The organism is Glaciecola sp. HA4-3 (genome assembly GCF_055693685.1).
The window spans coordinates 1,356,349-1,372,618 of the sequence record NZ_CM146340.1; the positions used below are offsets into that span (position 1 = coordinate 1,356,349).

Here is a 16,270-nt window from a genome sequence, read left to right on the forward strand (position 1 = left end):
CATTAACATATTGTTATCAGCACGCTTATTATAAAAGAAGTCTAATATGGTATCTATAACAGCTAGTATAATACACTATGCACGTTAATTTCACATAGAGTCGAACATCATATATGATGACAGACCATAAGTTTGAGTATTGGAAATATGAAGTTAAAGGATAAATTGTCATTCACACTTGGGATACGCAGCTTAGTGCTGGTGATTATCTTGGGACTTATGATGGCATTTATGCAAACCCTATTTGACTTTAATGCAAGACAAGCTCAAGTCGAACAAACGATTAACTCAATCGTTGATTCTGCACAAATTCCCGCCAGTGAAGCCGTATTTCATGTTGCACCTGATATGGCACAACAAGTAATAGATAGTTTAAAGTACTTTGAGTTCTTTAGTTATATAGCCATTATTGATGATCATGGTGAAATGCTTGCCGAATACTCACGCGATACTGATAGCAGCATCTCTAAAGGGGCGATTAACGAAACATATAACCCAGTACTATCTATCTTTTTAGCGGAAAACACCTCAGTTTCTTCTGTGGACTTATTGACCGATTCACTCAAGACAGGCGAAGTAGATCGGTATGGCAAAATGATTTTGCACATTGATAATCATGTAGCGCTTGAAGGTGTTTATGAACGAGCCGAGCGCGCCTTTGTGATTGCATTAATTGGCTATGTTTTTATTACGTTTGCGTTGGGAATTTTATATCATTTTAGCCTTGCTTCTCCCTTAACTCGATTATCGAAGCGCTTTCAGCGAGTAAATACAAAATCTATTGCGACTCAAAAAATTTCACAACTTGTTGGGCATGATGCTAATGAATTCGCACTAATTGTTAATTCAGCGAATGATATGTTGACGCGTATTTCGTCAGGACAAGTATTATTAACTGAGCGTAGCCAGCGATTTAGACTTATCCTTGATACAGCCCCAGCAATGATTTTTTCACTAGATAATAATCTGGAGTTTGTATTTGCGAATAAATCTACGGCTTCTTTTTATGGATACTCTATTTATGAGCTAAAAGGCAGAAGTGCTCAAAAGGTGATTGCACCCATCGATCAAAACTTAATGAATCAGATTAACGAGTTTTTATCTTCTAGTAAGCGTCAAAGTAATGTTGTGTTGACCGCTAGAAATGCCAACTCTATTGATTGTTATATGGAGATGGTTTTTGTTAAGTTTCGCACGCCAGATGGTCACAGCATATTAATCACAGCATCAGATGTAACCAAAAGAATTCAAGCGGAAGAAAAAATTGAATCACTTGCATACTTTGACCCACTGACGTCTTTACCCAACAGAAATAAAGTCTATGACATCCTTAATAACAAAGGGCAACGTTCTGAAAGCTACGGTATTGCAGCAATAGCTGATCTTGACCAATTTAAACGAATTAACGACACGTTAAGTCATTCGGTCGGGGACCAATTGATAGTAAAACTAGCTCGACGTTTAAGCAAAGAGTTTGCATTTTCAGATCTGATTGCACGCTTAGGCGCAGATGAATTTTTGTGTATCGAGGAAGAAGTATCTCAAGATGTTGATGTTGCTAAAAATGGAGCGTTAGTACTTGGGGAAAGACTAAGAGCATGTATTAGCAAAGAATTAGAGATTGGTTTGCATAGTTACTCACTATCAGCAAGTGTAGGTGTGGTTGTTTTCAAGAAAGGCCAATTGAATGCTGACGAAATTTTGCAATATGCAGATACCGCAATGTATGAGTCTAAAAAACAAGGGCGTAATTGCGTCACGCTTTTTGAAGATGAAATGGCTACGCAAGCTGCGGAATTGTTGGCACTTGAACGAGATATTATGAAGGCAATGTTTCGCGATGAATTTTATTTTGTCTTGCAGCCATTTATCAGTTCGGCTGAGCAAACTCTAGTAGGCGCCGAAGCTTTAATGAGATGGAGAAAAGGTGACAGTATTGTTAGTCCTGCTGAGTTTATCCCTTTCCTTGAAGATAGTGCTTTAATCGTTGACGTGGGCGAGAGAATTTTAGATAAAGTATGTGCATACATTGAAGATATGGATAGTAAAGACCTTATTCCAGAAGGCTTTAAGATTGCGGTCAACATAAGTGCGAAACAGTTAGCAAGAAATGACTTTATTGAAACAGTCTCTCGTATTTTACGAAAATATAGTGTCCCGGGTACTAGGCTTGAGTTTGAGATTACTGAAAGTGTTGCTTTAAATAATATGAATGACACGATTAGTAAGATACAAGATCTTAAAAAAATGGGAATCGGCTTCTCGCTTGATGACTTTGGCACCGGGTATTCTTCTTTAAGCCATCTTAAAGAGCTACCGGTAGATAAACTCAAAATTGATAGAAGTTTTATCAATGATATAACTGTTGATAAACAAGATGAAAACTTAGTTAGGTCAATCATCCAATTGTCAAAAAACTTAGGACTGACTACTGTTGCTGAAGGCGTAGAAACGCAAGCTCAAGTAGAATGGTTAATGCTCACCGGTGATGTTGTATTACAAGGCTACTTTTTTAGCAGACCAATAGACCCAGATGAGTTCACAGATGCTTATTTAATAGGCGCTAAAGACACCAAGGTGGTGTAAGCTAAAGCACTGCTACTGCTCAGACATTCATTTTAGTGATCCTAATCAAAGTTCCCTTAAGTTTCCCATATACACACAATTCTATTTGATAGCATATATCTTGAAGTCATCAAACAATCTCAGCCTTAGATTGTTTTTTCAGTGTTTATATGGGGGATAGACTATTGCAAACCACACAAAGCAAGCAGAATAATACAACTAACACTACAACTGACCAGCAAACTACACAAATGCACGGTATTATCGAAAATGCTCTAGAATCATTATCAGGAAGAAGACACGACCCTATTTATATTGCTAACGCATTTAAATCAGGGAATTATCCTTACAAAACAAAAATTAGTAAAAAAGTATATGAAAGTCGCAAAAAAGAACTCCAAGTTGAACTATTAAAAGTACAAAAATGGGTAAAAGAAACAGGGCAGAAGCTTGTTATTCTATTTGAAGGCAGAGATGCGGCCGGAAAAGGTGGGACCATCAAGCGGTTCATGGAGCATTTAAATCCTCGTGGTTGTCGTGTCGTGGCTTTGGAAAAACCAACGGACTCTGAAAAAGGGCAATGGTACTTTCAGCGTTACATCAAACATTTGCCCACCGAAGGAGAAATTGTTCTGTTTGACCGCTCTTGGTATAACCGAGCAGGCGTTGAGAGAGTAATGGGATTTTGTGAGCCATCTGAATACCTTGAGTTTATGCGTCAAACGCCAGAACTAGAACGTATGTTAGTGAGAAGTGGTATTAAACTATTTAAATATTGGTTTTCAGTCACGCCAAGTGAGCAAGAAGCCAGATTTACAAAGCGAGAGACTGACCCTCTTAAACAATGGAAGTTAAGCCCTATTGATAAGGAAGCTATGCAGAAGTGGGATGACTATACAGAAGCTAAAGAAGCAATGTTTTTCTACACCGATACAGCAGATGCACCATGGGTCGTCGTGAAATCAGACGATAAAAAAAGAGCTAGACTCAATTGTATGCATCATTTCCTGTCACGATTGACGTATCCGAATAAAAACACCCACTTGGTAAGAGGAGCAGATCCTTTAATTGTTGGCAATGCATCCCATGTTATCGTTGAAGATAGACATATCTTAGGAAAAACCCTTCACCCAAATAAAAAGTGCTAAATATGACGAACTAAATAAAAAAAGACGCCCTAAAGCGTCTTTTTAAATTGGTGGAGCTGGGGGAGTTGAACCCCCGTCCAGAAAGCGTCAGCCCTCGGTACTACATGCTTAGTCAGTCTTTATTCTCGTGAAAAAGCTGTGGACAGACACACTACTTAAACACATACCTGAATTAATTTTAGGGCTTCAACTCTCAGGCGGGAGTATCCACACGATCCTTTTTGGGTTTGACTCCTTGTTAATCCCCGTCTTAAAGGAGGAAGCTAGGGCAAGGAGGCTCTGAACAGGTTATTAAGCTGCTAGTGCGTAGTTTTCGTCGTTTGCGACTATTTTTTTGCGGCTTTTTAAAGAGGCCAACCGCACCTCTGCATGCACCTAAAACATCATTGAATCCTGTCGAATCCAAAACAGCCCCGATGTGTTCTTAGTATAACATGTGCAGTTTTGCTTACCAGTATAATAAGGCCCTTAATAAGCAAGATAAGACCTAATCTGATTTAATTTAGATTATCGTCTTTCCAGAACTTAACACCTTTCACTGTCGCTTGTAGCGCTAAACCGCTATTGGTATAAGTAAACACTGTAACATCACCATAATAAGCTTCGCCCTCAATGGAGCCGCCTTTTTCACCTGCTTTTGCCGATGCATCAGCATTACCGCCAAAACTCCAGCCTTTATTGATGAAGTCGTCAAAGGCTTTTTGAGTGTGAAATACCATAACAATTCGATAGTCTTTGACCCCTAAACCTAAGCCAACACCACCTTCAGCCATATTCATATATGTATGTTGATTCGTGCTCATGTCTTTGGCTAAGCCATATCCAGTGCCTGCTGCCATTATCAACAAATTGATATTTGCATTTGAAAACACGGCGTAACCTGCAGAAGATTCAACTAAGGGTTTAGCATAGGGTTTATCTTTGAAAAGTGTGGAAAGCGACTGGTTCTTCATGTCCATTATTTGTTGTCGTTTTTGTTCAGGTGTGCCTGACCCCATCGATGCACATGAGAGCAGCGCGAAGCTAAAAAAAACAATCCAGAATTTTATTCGTGCTTGTTTGTTAAAACATGTAGTCATACTTAGGCCTTTTTGATTAGATTAAAACTGAGCAAGCAAATTATGCTTTTTTCATAATTCGTTCTTTTTGCCTAGACCAGTCCCTGTCTTTGATAGCATTTCGTTTATCATGATCTTGCTTGCCGCGTGCAAGTTGTATTTCAAGTTTAACCCAACATGCTTTCCAATACATCGCGGTAGCAACAATCGTCAGTCCTTGTCTATCAAGGCCACCCATCAACTCTTCTATTTCTCTTCGCTTTAAAAGAAGTTTTCTGGTTCGGTTAGGATCGCAGATAACATGTGAGGATGCTTGCGTTAATGCCTGAATGCGGATATTCGTTACAAAGGCCTCTGAGTCTTTGATATATACATACGCGTCGGTAATATTAGCTTTTCCGGCACGAATACTTTTTACTTCCCAGCCTTGAAGCTCTAAACCAGCCTCAAATTTATTGACAAATTGATAATCGTGGCGCGCCTTTTTATTTAAGGCAATAGTATTATTATTAGATGATTTCTTTTTCATACCATGATTATACCTATGAATTGGATGACTGTGAAATGTCATATGCTAATATGTGCTTGAAAATAAGAGAATTCGTCCATATTTCTGGATCAGTATAATGAGAATGTAGTAGATATATGCCCAGTGTGAATAAAAGCGCGCTTGTCCCTTATAGCGCAAGTCAGATGTACCAGCTTGTCAACGATGTTAATGCATATGAAGCATTTCTGCCGGGTTGTCGAAAAAGCCAGATTGTCAGTCAGACAACTGATAGTATGCTAGCGAAAATGGTGCTTCGTAAAGCAGGTATAGAACAAGTTTTGGTCACAAAAAATACGCTACGCCATAATGAGAGCATTCAAATGGAGCTTTCACAAGGTCCTTTGAAAGAGCTAAATGGCGGCTGGACGTTTACGCCTCTATCTGATGAGGCGTGTAAAATAGAGCTAAAACTTCACTTTACTTTTGCTAGTAAAATGGTGGACTTGGCCTTTGGAAGAGTATTCAAATCACTTACCGATAATATGGTAAAAGCATTTAGTGAGCGAGCTAAAGAGGTTTACCGTTAATGAAAAATGCACTATCAGTTGAAGTAACCTACGCCTTACCTGACAAACAGACCTTATTGGCGCTTCAAGTTGCAGCCAGGTAGCAACGTTGAGCAAGCGATTGAACAGTCAGGCATATTGTCGATGCACGAAGACATTAACCTTGACGTTAATCGAGTGGGTATCTGGTATAAAACCACAAAGCTCGAAACCTTGCTAAAAGACGGTGATAGGGTGGAAATTTATCGCCCGCTTATTGCTGATCCCAAAGAGGTACGTAAACGCAGAGCTGAAAAAGCAAAAGAAGAGGGCCGAGCCAATAAAAGAACAGGAGCAAAGACTTAGTATTTTCGTCTTTTTAAACCGGTTTGTGCTAATATTTTTGCTGAAATCTCTTCTACTGAATATTTAGTACTGTTTAAAAATGGAATCTTCTCCTTTTTATATAAATTTTCTACTTCTCTTAACTCCATCCTACATTGAGGCATCGATGCGTATCGGCTATTTGCACGCCTTTCTGAACGAATAGCGTGAAGTCTGTCGGCACTAATGGTTAATCCAAACAGTTTTTGTTTAAAGGTCCGAAGGACGGGGGAAGCTTTAAAATATCTCCCATGTCTTCCTCGGTAAAAGGGTAATTGGCAGCTTTTATGCCGTACTGTAATGCAAGGTACAAACTAGTGGGCGTTTTTCCTGAGCGGGAAACGCCTACTAAAATGATATCTGCCTCTTCATAGTCTTTTAAATTAGAGCCATCATCATTGGCAAGCGCATAATTGACCGCTTCTATACGAATGTCATAGGTCTTTTCATGCATAGAGTGGGTGCGATGTTTCTCAGGTTTTGATGGAACCCCAATAATTTTTTCAAGTGGAGGAACAAATTGGTCTAAAAAATTATAATTTATCCCAACTGAGCCCCCAATTATTCGACCAATGTCTACATTAACCATTGTGTAAAAAACCAGCGGTCTTTCACCTGTTTCCACAAAAGCCTTTTGAATTTGAGCAACGACCTCTTTTGCATGTTGTTCGGTTTCAACAAATGGTACGGTTATATGATCAAACTCCATTGGGAATAAGGACAATAATGCATGCCCAAATACCTCTGAAGTTATTGCTGTACCGTCTGATATGTAGAATGCAGCGCGCAAAACATCTCCTTAACAATGTTGTAATTTAATTACGAAAAAAAATAAATTTTACTTTCAATTGTAAGCCAATTTACAATTCGCGTGTGCTAAACCTAGCACGTTTTTAAGTAAATTGAATACTTATAGAAAAACACACACTTTTTAACTTAACAAGCGCTTAATATTAAACACACACGTTTTACTATACGCTTTGCTGGAGGCTCTACAGTGCAAGAATATGTTCTTTGGTATCAAGAATTAGGGATGGATGATGTAAACAGAGTGGGCGGTAAAAACGCCTCTTTGGGCGAGATGATATCGAATTTATCAAACGCAGGGGTGCAAGTTCCCGGTGGATTTGCTACTACAGCGTATGCATTTAATGAATTTTTAGATAAGAGCGGCGTAGAAGCAAAAATTTACGACTTGCTTGATTCACTTGATGTTGATGATGTTAATGCTTTAGCAGAAGCTGGAACGCAAATTAGGCAGTGGATCCTAGAGACGCCATTTCAACAAACTCTTGAGCTTGAAATAAAATCAGCATTTGAAAAATTATGTGCTGATGCGGGCGAAGAAGCTTCATTTGCAGTTCGCTCCTCTGCCACGGCTGAAGACATGCCTGACGCATCGTTTGCAGGTCAGCAAGAAACATTTTTGAATGTGAAGGGCTATGAAAGCGTGTTAGTGGCAATTAAACACGTGTTTGCATCATTGTTTAACGACAGAGCGATTTCTTATCGTGTGCATCAAGGATATGACCACAAAGGTGTAGCGCTTTCAGCGGGTATTCAACGCATGGTACGAAGTGACTTATCTGCCTCAGGGGTAATGTTTACCATAGACACTGAATCTGGGTTCGAAGATGTTGTATTTATAACAAGCTCGTATGGCTTGGGTGAAATGGTGGTGCAAGGTGCTGTAAACCCTGATGAATTTTATGTTCATAAACCGACCTTACAAGCTCAAAAACCAGCCGTTTTACGAAGAAATATTGGTAGTAAGCTAACCAAAATGATCTATTCAGATGATTTAGAGCATGGCAAGCAAGTCGACATTGTTGATATTGAACGAAGTGATAGCATGCAGTTTTCAATTAATGACGCTGAAGTCATGGAGTTGGCTAAGCAAGCAATGATTATTGAACAACACTACAAGCGCCCAATGGATATTGAATGGGCAAAAGATGGTCTTGACGGCAAATTGTATATTGTACAAGCGCGCCCTGAAACGGTAAGAAGTCGCGAAGATATGCAAGTGATAGAGCGCTTCCAGTTAAACGGTAAAGCCAGCATTGTGTGTGAAGGCAGAGCAATCGGTCATAAAATTGGAGCAGGTAAAGCAAAGGTACTTGGGTCAATTGCCGAAATGGATAAAATTGAACAAGGTGATGTACTCGTTACTGATATGACGGACCCTGATTGGGAACCGATTATGAAAAAAGCCTCTGCTATTGTAACAAATAGAGGCGGACGCACCTGTCATGCAGCTATCATTGCACGTGAAATGGGTATTCCTGCAGTTGTAGGTTGTACGAACGCAACAGATGTTATCAACGCAGGTGATGAAATAACGGTATCTTGTGCTGAGGGGGATACAGGATATATCTATAATCAGGTGCTAGATTATGAGGTTTCTACATCTCGTGTTGATTCGATGCCAGATCTTCCCCTTAAAGTCATGATGAATGTCGGTAACCCTGATAGAGCCTTTGATTTTGGAAGGTTGCCACATGAAGGCGTTGGTCTAGCGCGTTTAGAATTTATCATTAATCGAATGATTGGTGTTCATCCTAAAGCCTTGCTCAACTTTGAAGAGCAACCACATGATGTTAAAACTGAGATTGAGGAAATGATTGCTGGATATGAGTCACCAGTTGAATTTTATATTCAAAAATTGGTAGAAGGTATCTCGTCTATTGGCGCTGCATTTTCACCTAAAAAAGTCATTGTTAGAATGTCTGATTTCAAGTCCAATGAATACTTCAACTTGGTTGGCGGCCATCAATATGAGCCTGATGAAGAAAACCCAATGCTAGGGTTTAGAGGAGCATCTCGTTATATCTCAGAAAGTTTTAGAGATTGTTTTGCGCTTGAATGTGAAGCCATCAAACGAGTGCGAGATACTATGGGTCTGACTAATGTCGAGATCATGATCCCGTTTGTTAGAACCGTCGATGAAGGCAAACAAGTTATCGATCTGTTGGCAAAAGAGGGCCTAGAAAGAGGGAAAAATGGTCTGCGGATTATTATGATGTGTGAATTACCATCAAATGCGCTCCTAGCTGATCAATTCTTAGATATTTTTGATGGCTTCTCAATTGGCTCTAACGATTTAACCCAATTGACATTAGGCTTAGATAGAGACTCGGGGTTGATAGCGCATCTATTTGACGAACGCAATGATGCAGTCAAGGCACTTTTGTCAATTGCGATTAAAGCGGCTAAGGCTAGAGGTAAATATGTCGGTATCTGTGGACAAGGTCCCTCTGATCACGAAGATTTTGCTGCTTGGCTTGTTGAGCAAGGTATAGATAGTGTTTCACTTAATCCAGATACGGTTGTTGAAACATGGTTATATTTAGCAGAAAATCACGTCCAATAGTTCATATACTGCACTAAAACAAACCCGTATTTGTCAGTAAATGCGGGTTTTTTTATATTGTTTACACTATATTCAAAAAAGTATGGGCTTATGTGCAATAGTTTATAGAGCCCGTAGGCTGAACTCGCTATACTGTCTCACTTATTATTCTACTTTCTATTGACTCTGGAGTGAGTGATTGAATTCCCTACCATATATTGCGCCTGAGGATAGTATTAGCAAAGAGACAAAGGCGTTTTTAGACGAGCTTCGTACATGTGCGTTTCAAGGCGATATCGAAGTGACATACGCATCTCGTATGGCCGTTGCTACGGATAACTCAATTTATCAACGAATTCCTCAAGCAGTATTGCACCCAAGCAATCCAAAAGACTTGCAGTTAGTCGCACAAGTAGCGTGTAAGCATAAAAGTGTTAGTTTTAGCGCAAGAGGCGGAGGTACGGGGACAAACGGTCAATCCTTGACACACAGGTGTTGTGGTTGATACTTCCCGTCACATGAATCATATATTGGAATTAAATCTTGAAGAATCATGGGTCAAAGTTGAGTCAGGAGTTGTAAAAGACGCTTTAAATGATTACTTAGCGCCCCATGGTTATTTTTTTCACCTGATTTGTCGACCAGTAACAGAGCGACAATAGGAGGAATGGTAAGCACTGATGCTTCAGGGCAAGGATCATTGGTATACGGGAAAACAAGTGATCATGTTTTGGGTCTTCATATAATTCTTGCTAATGGTGAACAACACACTACGGGGCCTATACCGCTTGAACAGGCTCATAGCATTGCACAGTCGGAATCTGTTTTAAGTGAAATTTATCAAGAGGTTATTGATACGTGTGTTGGAATGAGAAAAGAAGTTGTCGCTAAATTTCCACGCCTTAATCGGTTTTTAACAGGGTATGATTTAGAGCATACGTTTGATGAAAACAATCAAACTATTGATTTGGGACGGCTGATTGCTGGGGCTGAAGGCTCTCTAGGGTTTATAGCTGAAGCTAAACTAAACATTACCAAGATTCCTCAATACACGACATTAGTTAACGTAAAATATAACGACTTTGAATCGGCGCTTCGTCACGCGCCAAAAATGATTGAGGCAAATGCGACTTCGGTTGAGACCATTGATAGTAAAGTATTAAATTTGGCGAAATCAGATATTTCGTGGCATAGCGTATCAGACCTAATCGATGAAATTCCCAATAAGACTATGAATGGTCTTAATATGGTCGAATATAATGATGAATCTAAAGAGGCGATAGATGAAAAGTTAGGGGTGCTATTAGCGCGCTTAGATAGCATGATTACTAATAACAATGAAGATGGTGTCATTGGATATCAACTTACCTCTAATGCTGATGAAATAAAGAAAATTTACGCGATGCGTAAAAAAGCAGTAGGCCTTTTAGGCAAGACTAAAGGCGCTAAAAAGCCTATTGCCTTTGCTGAAGATACGGCAGTACCACCAGAAAAGTTAGCCGATTTTATTATGGAGTTCCGGTCTTTATTAGATAGCTATAAACTAGATTATGGCATGTTTGGACACGTTGATGCAGGGGTGCTGCATGTTCGCCCTGCATTAGATTTATGTGATCCTGAGCAGGAGAAGCTCGTTAATACCATTTCTGACCAAGTCGTTGCGTTAGTGGCTAAATATGGCGGCTTAATGTGGGGTGAACACGGAAAAGGTTACAGAAGCGAATATGCCCCTGCGTTCTTCGGCGAGAACTTGTACACGCGGTTAGAACGAATTAAGCGAGCCTTTGACCCATATAATCAAATGAACCCAGGTAAAATTTGTACACCCTACAAATCAGATGCACAGTTAGTCAGTGTTGCAGATACCAAAAGGGCAAGTTATGACCGTAAAATACCCATCACACATAAGCAGGAATTTAACTCAGCAATGAGTTGTAATGGTAACGGCCTTTGTTTTAATTATGATACAAAGTCACCTATGTGCCCGTCTAGCAAGGTTACGCGTGACAGAAGACACAGCCCAAAGGGTAGAGCTGGTTTGATCAGAGAGTGGCTATTTCAGTTAACTCGCCATCAAATAGATAAACAAACGATTTCGCCTAATAGCTTCTCTAGTTCATTTTGGGAAAAAACAAAAAATAGCCTTGGTCGTTCAAAAAAAGACGATTTTAATACGCAAGTGTTTGAAGCAATGGATGGTTGCCTTGCCTGTAAATCATGCTCTAATCAATGCCCTGTAAATGTTGATGTGCCCGAGTTTAGGTCTAAATTTTTGGCCATTTATTATTCAAGGTACCACCGCCCAATAAAAGATTATTTTGTCTCCAACATCGAGACACTTGCGCCATACATGGCAAAGATTCCAAGGGTGATTAACGCTTTTACTCAATCTTCAATAGGTGCGTGGCTAATCAAAAGTACCATCTCTTATGTTGATACTCCCGCTTTATCATATCCCAATTTACCTTCACGGCTGAATCAAAAAGCAATTATATTGCGTTCACAAACCGCAATGAATGAACTAAACCGCTTGACCAAGATAGAACGTGAAAACAGTGTGTTAATAGTGCAAGACCCATTTACCTCCTATTATGAAGCTCAACTTATTGAAAGTTTGATAAGTTTTGTAATTGCAATGGGCAAAAAGCCGGTTCTACTTCCATTTTCTCCTAATGGAAAAGCCCAACATGTAAAGGGATTTCTAGCGCAGTTCGAGAAAACAGCTCAAAAGACATCAACATTTTTGGGTGCAATTTCCAAGCTCAATATACCAATGATTGGCGCTGATGCTTCACTTGTCTTGTGCTATCGTGATGAATACGCAAAAGTGCTGGGCGAAGACAAAACAGTGCCTGTGTTAACGATAGCCGAATGGTTAAAAACGCTCGATTTTACGAAAGTACGAAAACTTAGTCCTTCAGGGAATTATAAGCTTCTTGCCCATTGTACAGAAAAAACTGCAGTGGTAGATACTGAGAAAGTGTATCAGCGTGTATTTTCTGAGTTAGGCTTGAGTTTAGACATTATACCTGTAGGATGCTGCGGAATGGCCGGAACTTATGGTCATGAACTCGCGCATCTTAAAAGCTCGAAAGATATTTTTGACTTAAGTTGGTCTCACCATACACAAAAAAGTCAAAAACAGCAGGTTTTGGTGACTGGTTACTCTTGCCGAAGTCAAGTTAAGCGTTTCGAACAATATCGACCGAAACACCCTATTGAACTATTAGCAGAGCAACTAAGTGAACATTAGTAATTAAACATTAAAAAAGAACAAAATATGACTTCACAAATAAGCAATCAAGAGCAACTCTCTCAGTGGGTACGCGAACAATTTCAACGCGCTAATAAGCATTTAGCAGAAAACGGTATTTTATTTGATAGTGTTGTCGTTGAGGCAAGTCGGTACTTGGCACCAAATGCAGCGGTATGGAAAATTAAAGATAGCAAAGGGAAATATTATTGGGTAATCAGTGGAGATGTGCCAGCCGATGCTATTACAGCTGATGCTGCAAACTCAGGTAGAGAGGCGCTCAAACACTTTTCTTTGTCTTGGCAAATGAAGGCGGAAAATATCAAGCAAAACTCATCAAGTGATGAAACACAATTGAATTATGCGGATTATTTGATAGAGAAGGCCGAAATGATTTATTCGATTCAAGCTCAAGATAAGCTATGGCAGGACGTTGATGCTAATTAGGCACTAAGCGTCCAACCATATTAACGAACATTAATCTTCACCTACGACAGTTTTAACTTCTTTGGCTGTTTTTGGGGTGTTTTTGTAAGCAATACTTATGTCACTTACTGAAATGCTTGATAAGTTTAAGCCGAATAAAACTTCTTTGTTAGTTAGCTTTTGCTCGTTTGCCACAATTTCAGCGATCTCGGTCTTACTAAGTAGAGGTGCTTTTTCGGCTTCTATTTGTAAAGCCGATGTTGGGCTTGATTGTAGGGCTGCGACCAGTGTCGTCATTATTAATATATTCATTAGTTTACCTTAAATTAATTTGTGTATCTTTTGTTAATGGATTGTGCGAAATATATACATTATTTACGTTTAAATTACATTAAACTATTGAAATAAAACAATATATTCTGTTACTTGTATATTTTACGGCTCAAACTACAAAAAGTTGAACGACAAAAATTATATTTTCACATTAGTTAAACTAATGTATATTGTGGGTATTGCTCTCACAAAATACAGTGCCAACTTATGTCAAAACGTTTACCGCCGTTAAATGCCTTAAAAGCGTTTGAGTCTGCTGCTAGGCATCTGAGCTTCACAAAGGCAGCCGATGAGCTTTTTGTTACTCAAGCTGCTGTAAGCCATCAGATAAAGAGTCTTGAAAGCTATTTATCAATAAAATTATTTCATCGTAAAAATCGCTCCCTTCTATTGACCGAGGAAGGTCAAGGATACTTTCATGACCTTCAAGATATTTTTGTCCATATTCATGAAGCTACTCAGCGCCTTGTGGCAATGGGCGCTAAAGGAGCCATTACAGTTGCGACTCCACCTAGTTTTGCAAGCCAGTGGTTAGTGCCTCGTTTACATAAGTTCTCAGCGGCTAATAATGATATAGATGTAAGAATAAAGGCGATTGATTTAGATGAAGGTTTTTTAGATGATTCGGTCGATATTGCGGTGTATTATGGCAGGGGTAAATGGCAAGGATTGCATAGTACTAAGCTTTTAGCGGAATATTTAACGCCTATGTGCTCACCTGTTCTTTTGCAAAAATCGAAACCTCTTAAGTCACTTCAAGATTTGGCGCATCACCGATTGTTACATGATAATACTAGGGCTGCTTGGAAGTCTTGGCTTAGCGCTTTTGGCATTAAAGATATCAATGTTAATCAAGGACCTATATTCAGTCATACTAACTTAGTGCTGCAAGCCGCGTGTATTGGACAAGGAATTGCCTTGTCAGACACGGTATTGGCCAAACCAGATATTGACAGTGGTCGTCTGCTTTGTCCTTTTGAAGAAAAAATTGAATCAAAATATAGCTATTATTTGGTATGTAAAGACAGTCAAGCTGAACAGAGTAAGATCAAAGTATTTAGCGAATGGATGTTAGAACAAGTGAGCAACAGTAAATGAATAGGCAATATCGTACTGAATCACTTATTGCGATAGGGGCATTATTTTGTCTTTTGAGCGTCATGATTGGTGCGTTCGCCGCTCATGGATTAAAAGATGTAGTAGGTGATTATCAAATATCGATTATTAAAACGGCTGCGCAATACCAAATGTATCATGGGCTAGCAATCATGCTTGTAGGCGTAAATTCGATATTCACTCATATCAAATATGTAAAAATTATAGTCGGGATGTTCAGTCTTGGAATAATTCTATTTTCAGGAAGTTTGTATATTTTGGCGCTGTCTACCATCAAAGCCTTTGGTATTGTTACTCCGATAGGTGGTGTCTTTATGATAGTGGCTTGGATAATGTATATTTGGGCAATGCTAGGCCATCAAAAGCTAGGCCGTCAAAAGCCAAGTAAGCAAAAGCCAAGCAAGCAAAAGCCAAGCAAGCAAAAGAAAATTAGCGAGTAATACTTCATGATGACAACACTACTATTTTATTGTCGAGCTGGGTATGAATCAGATTTACTTGCAGAAATTGAATACAAGTTCGCGCTAAAAAACAAATTTGGATACGGAGCGTTTAAAAAACAACAAGCATTTTTGCGTTTTGTTTTACCAAGTGAGCGCCTTAAGAATTTACTTAACAACAAGCATCAAAAATTGTGTGAATTTCGTGACCTTATATTTGCCAGACAAAAACTTATTGTCATAGATGAGTTAAGCTTAGATACCCAAGACAGAATCAGTTCAATTAAACAGGCTTTATCAAGTTCTTCTTGCTTATCCAGTCATATATTACCTTTTGGTGATATTGTTGTAGAGCATCCTGACACAGAGCAGGGTAAAGACATTGCAAAATTCTGTAAAAAATTTACTGTGCCATGTCGAAATATGCTCAGAGCAAACAAATTTTTAACTCAAAAAGTAGACCAAACACTACCGTATTTACATGTGTTTTTTGAAAAAAGTAATGCATGCATTCTGGCTGTCAGTATGCCACAAGATAGAAGTTTATATCCGATGGGCATTAAACGCTTAAAGATGCCTAAAGACGCGCCAAGTCGCTCTACCTTAAAGCTTGAGGAGGGCATTGATTATTTTTATTCGTCCATACAAAACCAATTGTTTAGTAATGGTATGAGAGCAACAGACTTAGGGGCGTGTCCTGGTGGTTGGACTTATCAATTAGTGCGAAGAGGGGTAAAAGTCGAAGCAGTAGATCACGGCTTGATTGATGAGCAGTTATTGGCAACTGGTTTGGTCGAGTATTACAGTCAAGATGGATTTTTATATCAGCCTCAACAAGGACATGTTGAATGGCTTGTGTGTGACATGATTGAGCAGCCTACTAGGGTCAGTCATTTAATGATTAAATGGCTCACAAGCAGAAAGGCTAGTGCCGCCATATTTAACGTGAAACTTCCTATGAATAAACGTTGGAAAGTGGTGCAAACTATCATGCAAATGCTTGCACAAGAGCTAAGTAGTTCGTTTGAAGATTATTTCATTGAAGCAAAGCATCTGTATCATAATCGCGATGAGGTTACGGTAACAATTATTGTCGATAGCCAATTTACAAATTTAGTCAAACAAGATAGAAATAAATTGACGTAGTATTTAATTTACAT

11 protein-coding genes, 1 other RNA gene and 3 pseudogenes are annotated in these 16,270 nt (G+C 39.1%); 10 read left to right on the top strand and 5 right to left on the bottom strand.

Annotation, left to right across the window (positions count from 1 at the left end; genetic code table 11):
- Nucleotides 1–147: 147 nt before the first annotated feature.
- Nucleotides 148–2,586, top strand: coding sequence for a sensor domain-containing protein (locus ACZ1G6_RS06450; protein ID WP_472618553.1), 2,439 nt, complete (start codon nt 148–150; stop codon nt 2,584–2,586).
- Nucleotides 2,587–2,750: 164 nt separating this feature from the next.
- Entirely contained in the window at nt 2,751–3,713 is a 963-nt protein-coding gene (gene ppk2 / locus ACZ1G6_RS06455) for a polyphosphate kinase 2 (RefSeq protein ID WP_472618554.1), read from the top strand.
- Nucleotides 3,714–3,761: 48 nt separating this feature from the next.
- On the opposite strand, the gene ssrA is transcribed toward ppk2, so the two are convergent.
- The 3 genes from ssrA to smpB all read right to left on the bottom strand — a co-directional run bounded on the left by ssrA (nt 3,762) and on the right by smpB (nt 5,300).
- Nucleotides 3,762–4,128, bottom strand: a transfer-messenger RNA (tmRNA) gene (gene ssrA, locus ACZ1G6_RS06460).
- 82 nt (nt 4,129–4,210) lie between these two features.
- Nucleotides 4,211–4,792 (bottom strand): lipid-binding SYLF domain-containing protein, encoded by a 582-nt coding sequence (locus ACZ1G6_RS06465; RefSeq protein WP_472618555.1) that lies wholly within the window; start codon nt 4,790–4,792, stop codon nt 4,211–4,213.
- A gap of 40 nt (nt 4,793–4,832) precedes the next feature.
- Nucleotides 4,833–5,300 (bottom strand): SsrA-binding protein SmpB, encoded by a 468-nt coding sequence (gene smpB, locus ACZ1G6_RS06470; RefSeq protein ID WP_472618556.1) that lies wholly within the window; start codon nt 5,298–5,300, stop codon nt 4,833–4,835.
- Between the two features lie 116 nt (nt 5,301–5,416).
- Between smpB and ACZ1G6_RS06475 the strand changes: the two genes are divergently transcribed.
- Both ACZ1G6_RS06475 and ACZ1G6_RS06480 read left to right on the top strand, forming a co-directional pair.
- Nucleotides 5,417–5,848, top strand: a complete 432-nt coding sequence (locus ACZ1G6_RS06475; RefSeq protein ID WP_472618557.1) for an SRPBCC family protein — start codon at nt 5,417–5,419, stop codon at nt 5,846–5,848.
- A pseudogene (locus ACZ1G6_RS06480) lies at nt 5,848–6,172 on the top strand (RnfH family protein). Before ACZ1G6_RS06475 ends, ACZ1G6_RS06480 begins: the two are co-directional and overlap by 1 nt.
- Here the strand turns inward: ACZ1G6_RS06480 and ppsR are convergent.
- Nucleotides 6,169–6,980: pseudogene (gene ppsR, locus ACZ1G6_RS06485) on the bottom strand (posphoenolpyruvate synthetase regulatory kinase/phosphorylase PpsR). The pseudogenes ACZ1G6_RS06480 and ppsR sit on opposite strands and share 4 nt — an antisense overlap.
- 207 nt (nt 6,981–7,187) lie before the next feature.
- On the opposite strand from ppsR, the gene ppsA reads away from it, so the two are divergent.
- The 3 genes and pseudogenes from ppsA to ACZ1G6_RS06500 all read left to right on the top strand — a co-directional run bounded on the left by ppsA (nt 7,188) and on the right by ACZ1G6_RS06500 (nt 13,242).
- Entirely contained in the window at nt 7,188–9,563 is a 2,376-nt protein-coding gene (gene ppsA / locus ACZ1G6_RS06490) for a phosphoenolpyruvate synthase (protein WP_472618558.1), read from the top strand.
- Between the two features lie 178 nt (nt 9,564–9,741).
- Nucleotides 9,742–12,795: pseudogene (gene ydiJ / locus ACZ1G6_RS06495) on the top strand (D-2-hydroxyglutarate dehydrogenase YdiJ).
- 27 nt (nt 12,796–12,822) lie between these two features.
- Nucleotides 12,823–13,242 carry a DUF4826 family protein gene (locus tag ACZ1G6_RS06500; protein WP_472618559.1) on the top strand — a complete coding sequence of 140 codons (420 nt, stop codon included), beginning with the start codon at nt 12,823–12,825 and terminating at the stop codon, nt 13,240–13,242.
- Nucleotides 13,243–13,272: 30 nt separating this feature from the next.
- Here ACZ1G6_RS06500 and ACZ1G6_RS06505 read toward each other — a convergent pair whose 3' ends face one another.
- Nucleotides 13,273–13,533, bottom strand: a complete 261-nt coding sequence (locus ACZ1G6_RS06505) for a hypothetical protein (RefSeq protein WP_472618560.1) — start codon at nt 13,531–13,533, stop codon at nt 13,273–13,275.
- A gap of 228 nt (nt 13,534–13,761) precedes the next feature.
- On the opposite strand from ACZ1G6_RS06505, the gene ACZ1G6_RS06510 reads away from it, so the two are divergent.
- From ACZ1G6_RS06510 to rlmM, 3 genes are read left to right on the top strand one after another with little or no spacing between them, the layout of a single operon-like run.
- The gene (locus tag ACZ1G6_RS06510; protein WP_472618561.1) at nt 13,762–14,652 is read left to right on the top strand and encodes a transcriptional regulator GcvA; all 891 of its coding nucleotides are present in this window, start codon (nt 13,762–13,764) and stop codon (nt 14,650–14,652) included.
- The gene (locus ACZ1G6_RS06515; protein ID WP_472618562.1) at nt 14,649–15,110 is read left to right on the top strand and encodes a DUF423 domain-containing protein; all 462 of its coding nucleotides are present in this window, start codon (nt 14,649–14,651) and stop codon (nt 15,108–15,110) included. The genes ACZ1G6_RS06510 and ACZ1G6_RS06515 overlap by 4 nt, the downstream gene beginning before the upstream one ends.
- Before the next feature lie 6 nt (nt 15,111–15,116).
- Nucleotides 15,117–16,256: a 23S rRNA (cytidine(2498)-2'-O)-methyltransferase RlmM gene (gene rlmM / locus ACZ1G6_RS06520; protein ID WP_472618563.1), complete on the top strand. Its 1,140-nt coding sequence runs from the start codon at nt 15,117–15,119 to the stop codon at nt 16,254–16,256.
- The last annotated feature ends 14 nt before the right edge of the window (nt 16,257–16,270 follow it).

Bases quoted from the DNA above. Each gene is read 5' to 3' on its own strand.
- ACZ1G6_RS06450 (WP_472618553.1), top strand. From the start codon at position 148: ATGAAGTTAAAGGATAAATTGTCATTCACACTTGGGATACGCAGCTTA.
- ACZ1G6_RS06465 (WP_472618555.1), bottom strand. From the start codon at position 4,792: ATGACTACATGTTTTAACAAACAAGCACGAATAAAATTCTGGATTGTT.
- smpB (WP_472618556.1), bottom strand. From the start codon at position 5,300: ATGAAAAAGAAATCATCTAATAATAATACTATTGCCTTAAATAAAAAG.
- ACZ1G6_RS06475 (WP_472618557.1), top strand. From the start codon at position 5,417: ATGCCCAGTGTGAATAAAAGCGCGCTTGTCCCTTATAGCGCAAGTCAG.
- ACZ1G6_RS06500 (WP_472618559.1), top strand. From the start codon at position 12,823: ATGACTTCACAAATAAGCAATCAAGAGCAACTCTCTCAGTGGGTACGC.
- ACZ1G6_RS06505 (WP_472618560.1), bottom strand. From the start codon at position 13,533: ATGAATATATTAATAATGACGACACTGGTCGCAGCCCTACAATCAAGC.
- ACZ1G6_RS06510 (WP_472618561.1), top strand. From the start codon at position 13,762: ATGTCAAAACGTTTACCGCCGTTAAATGCCTTAAAAGCGTTTGAGTCT.
- ACZ1G6_RS06515 (WP_472618562.1), top strand. From the start codon at position 14,649: ATGAATAGGCAATATCGTACTGAATCACTTATTGCGATAGGGGCATTA.
- rlmM (WP_472618563.1), top strand. From the start codon at position 15,117: ATGATGACAACACTACTATTTTATTGTCGAGCTGGGTATGAATCAGAT.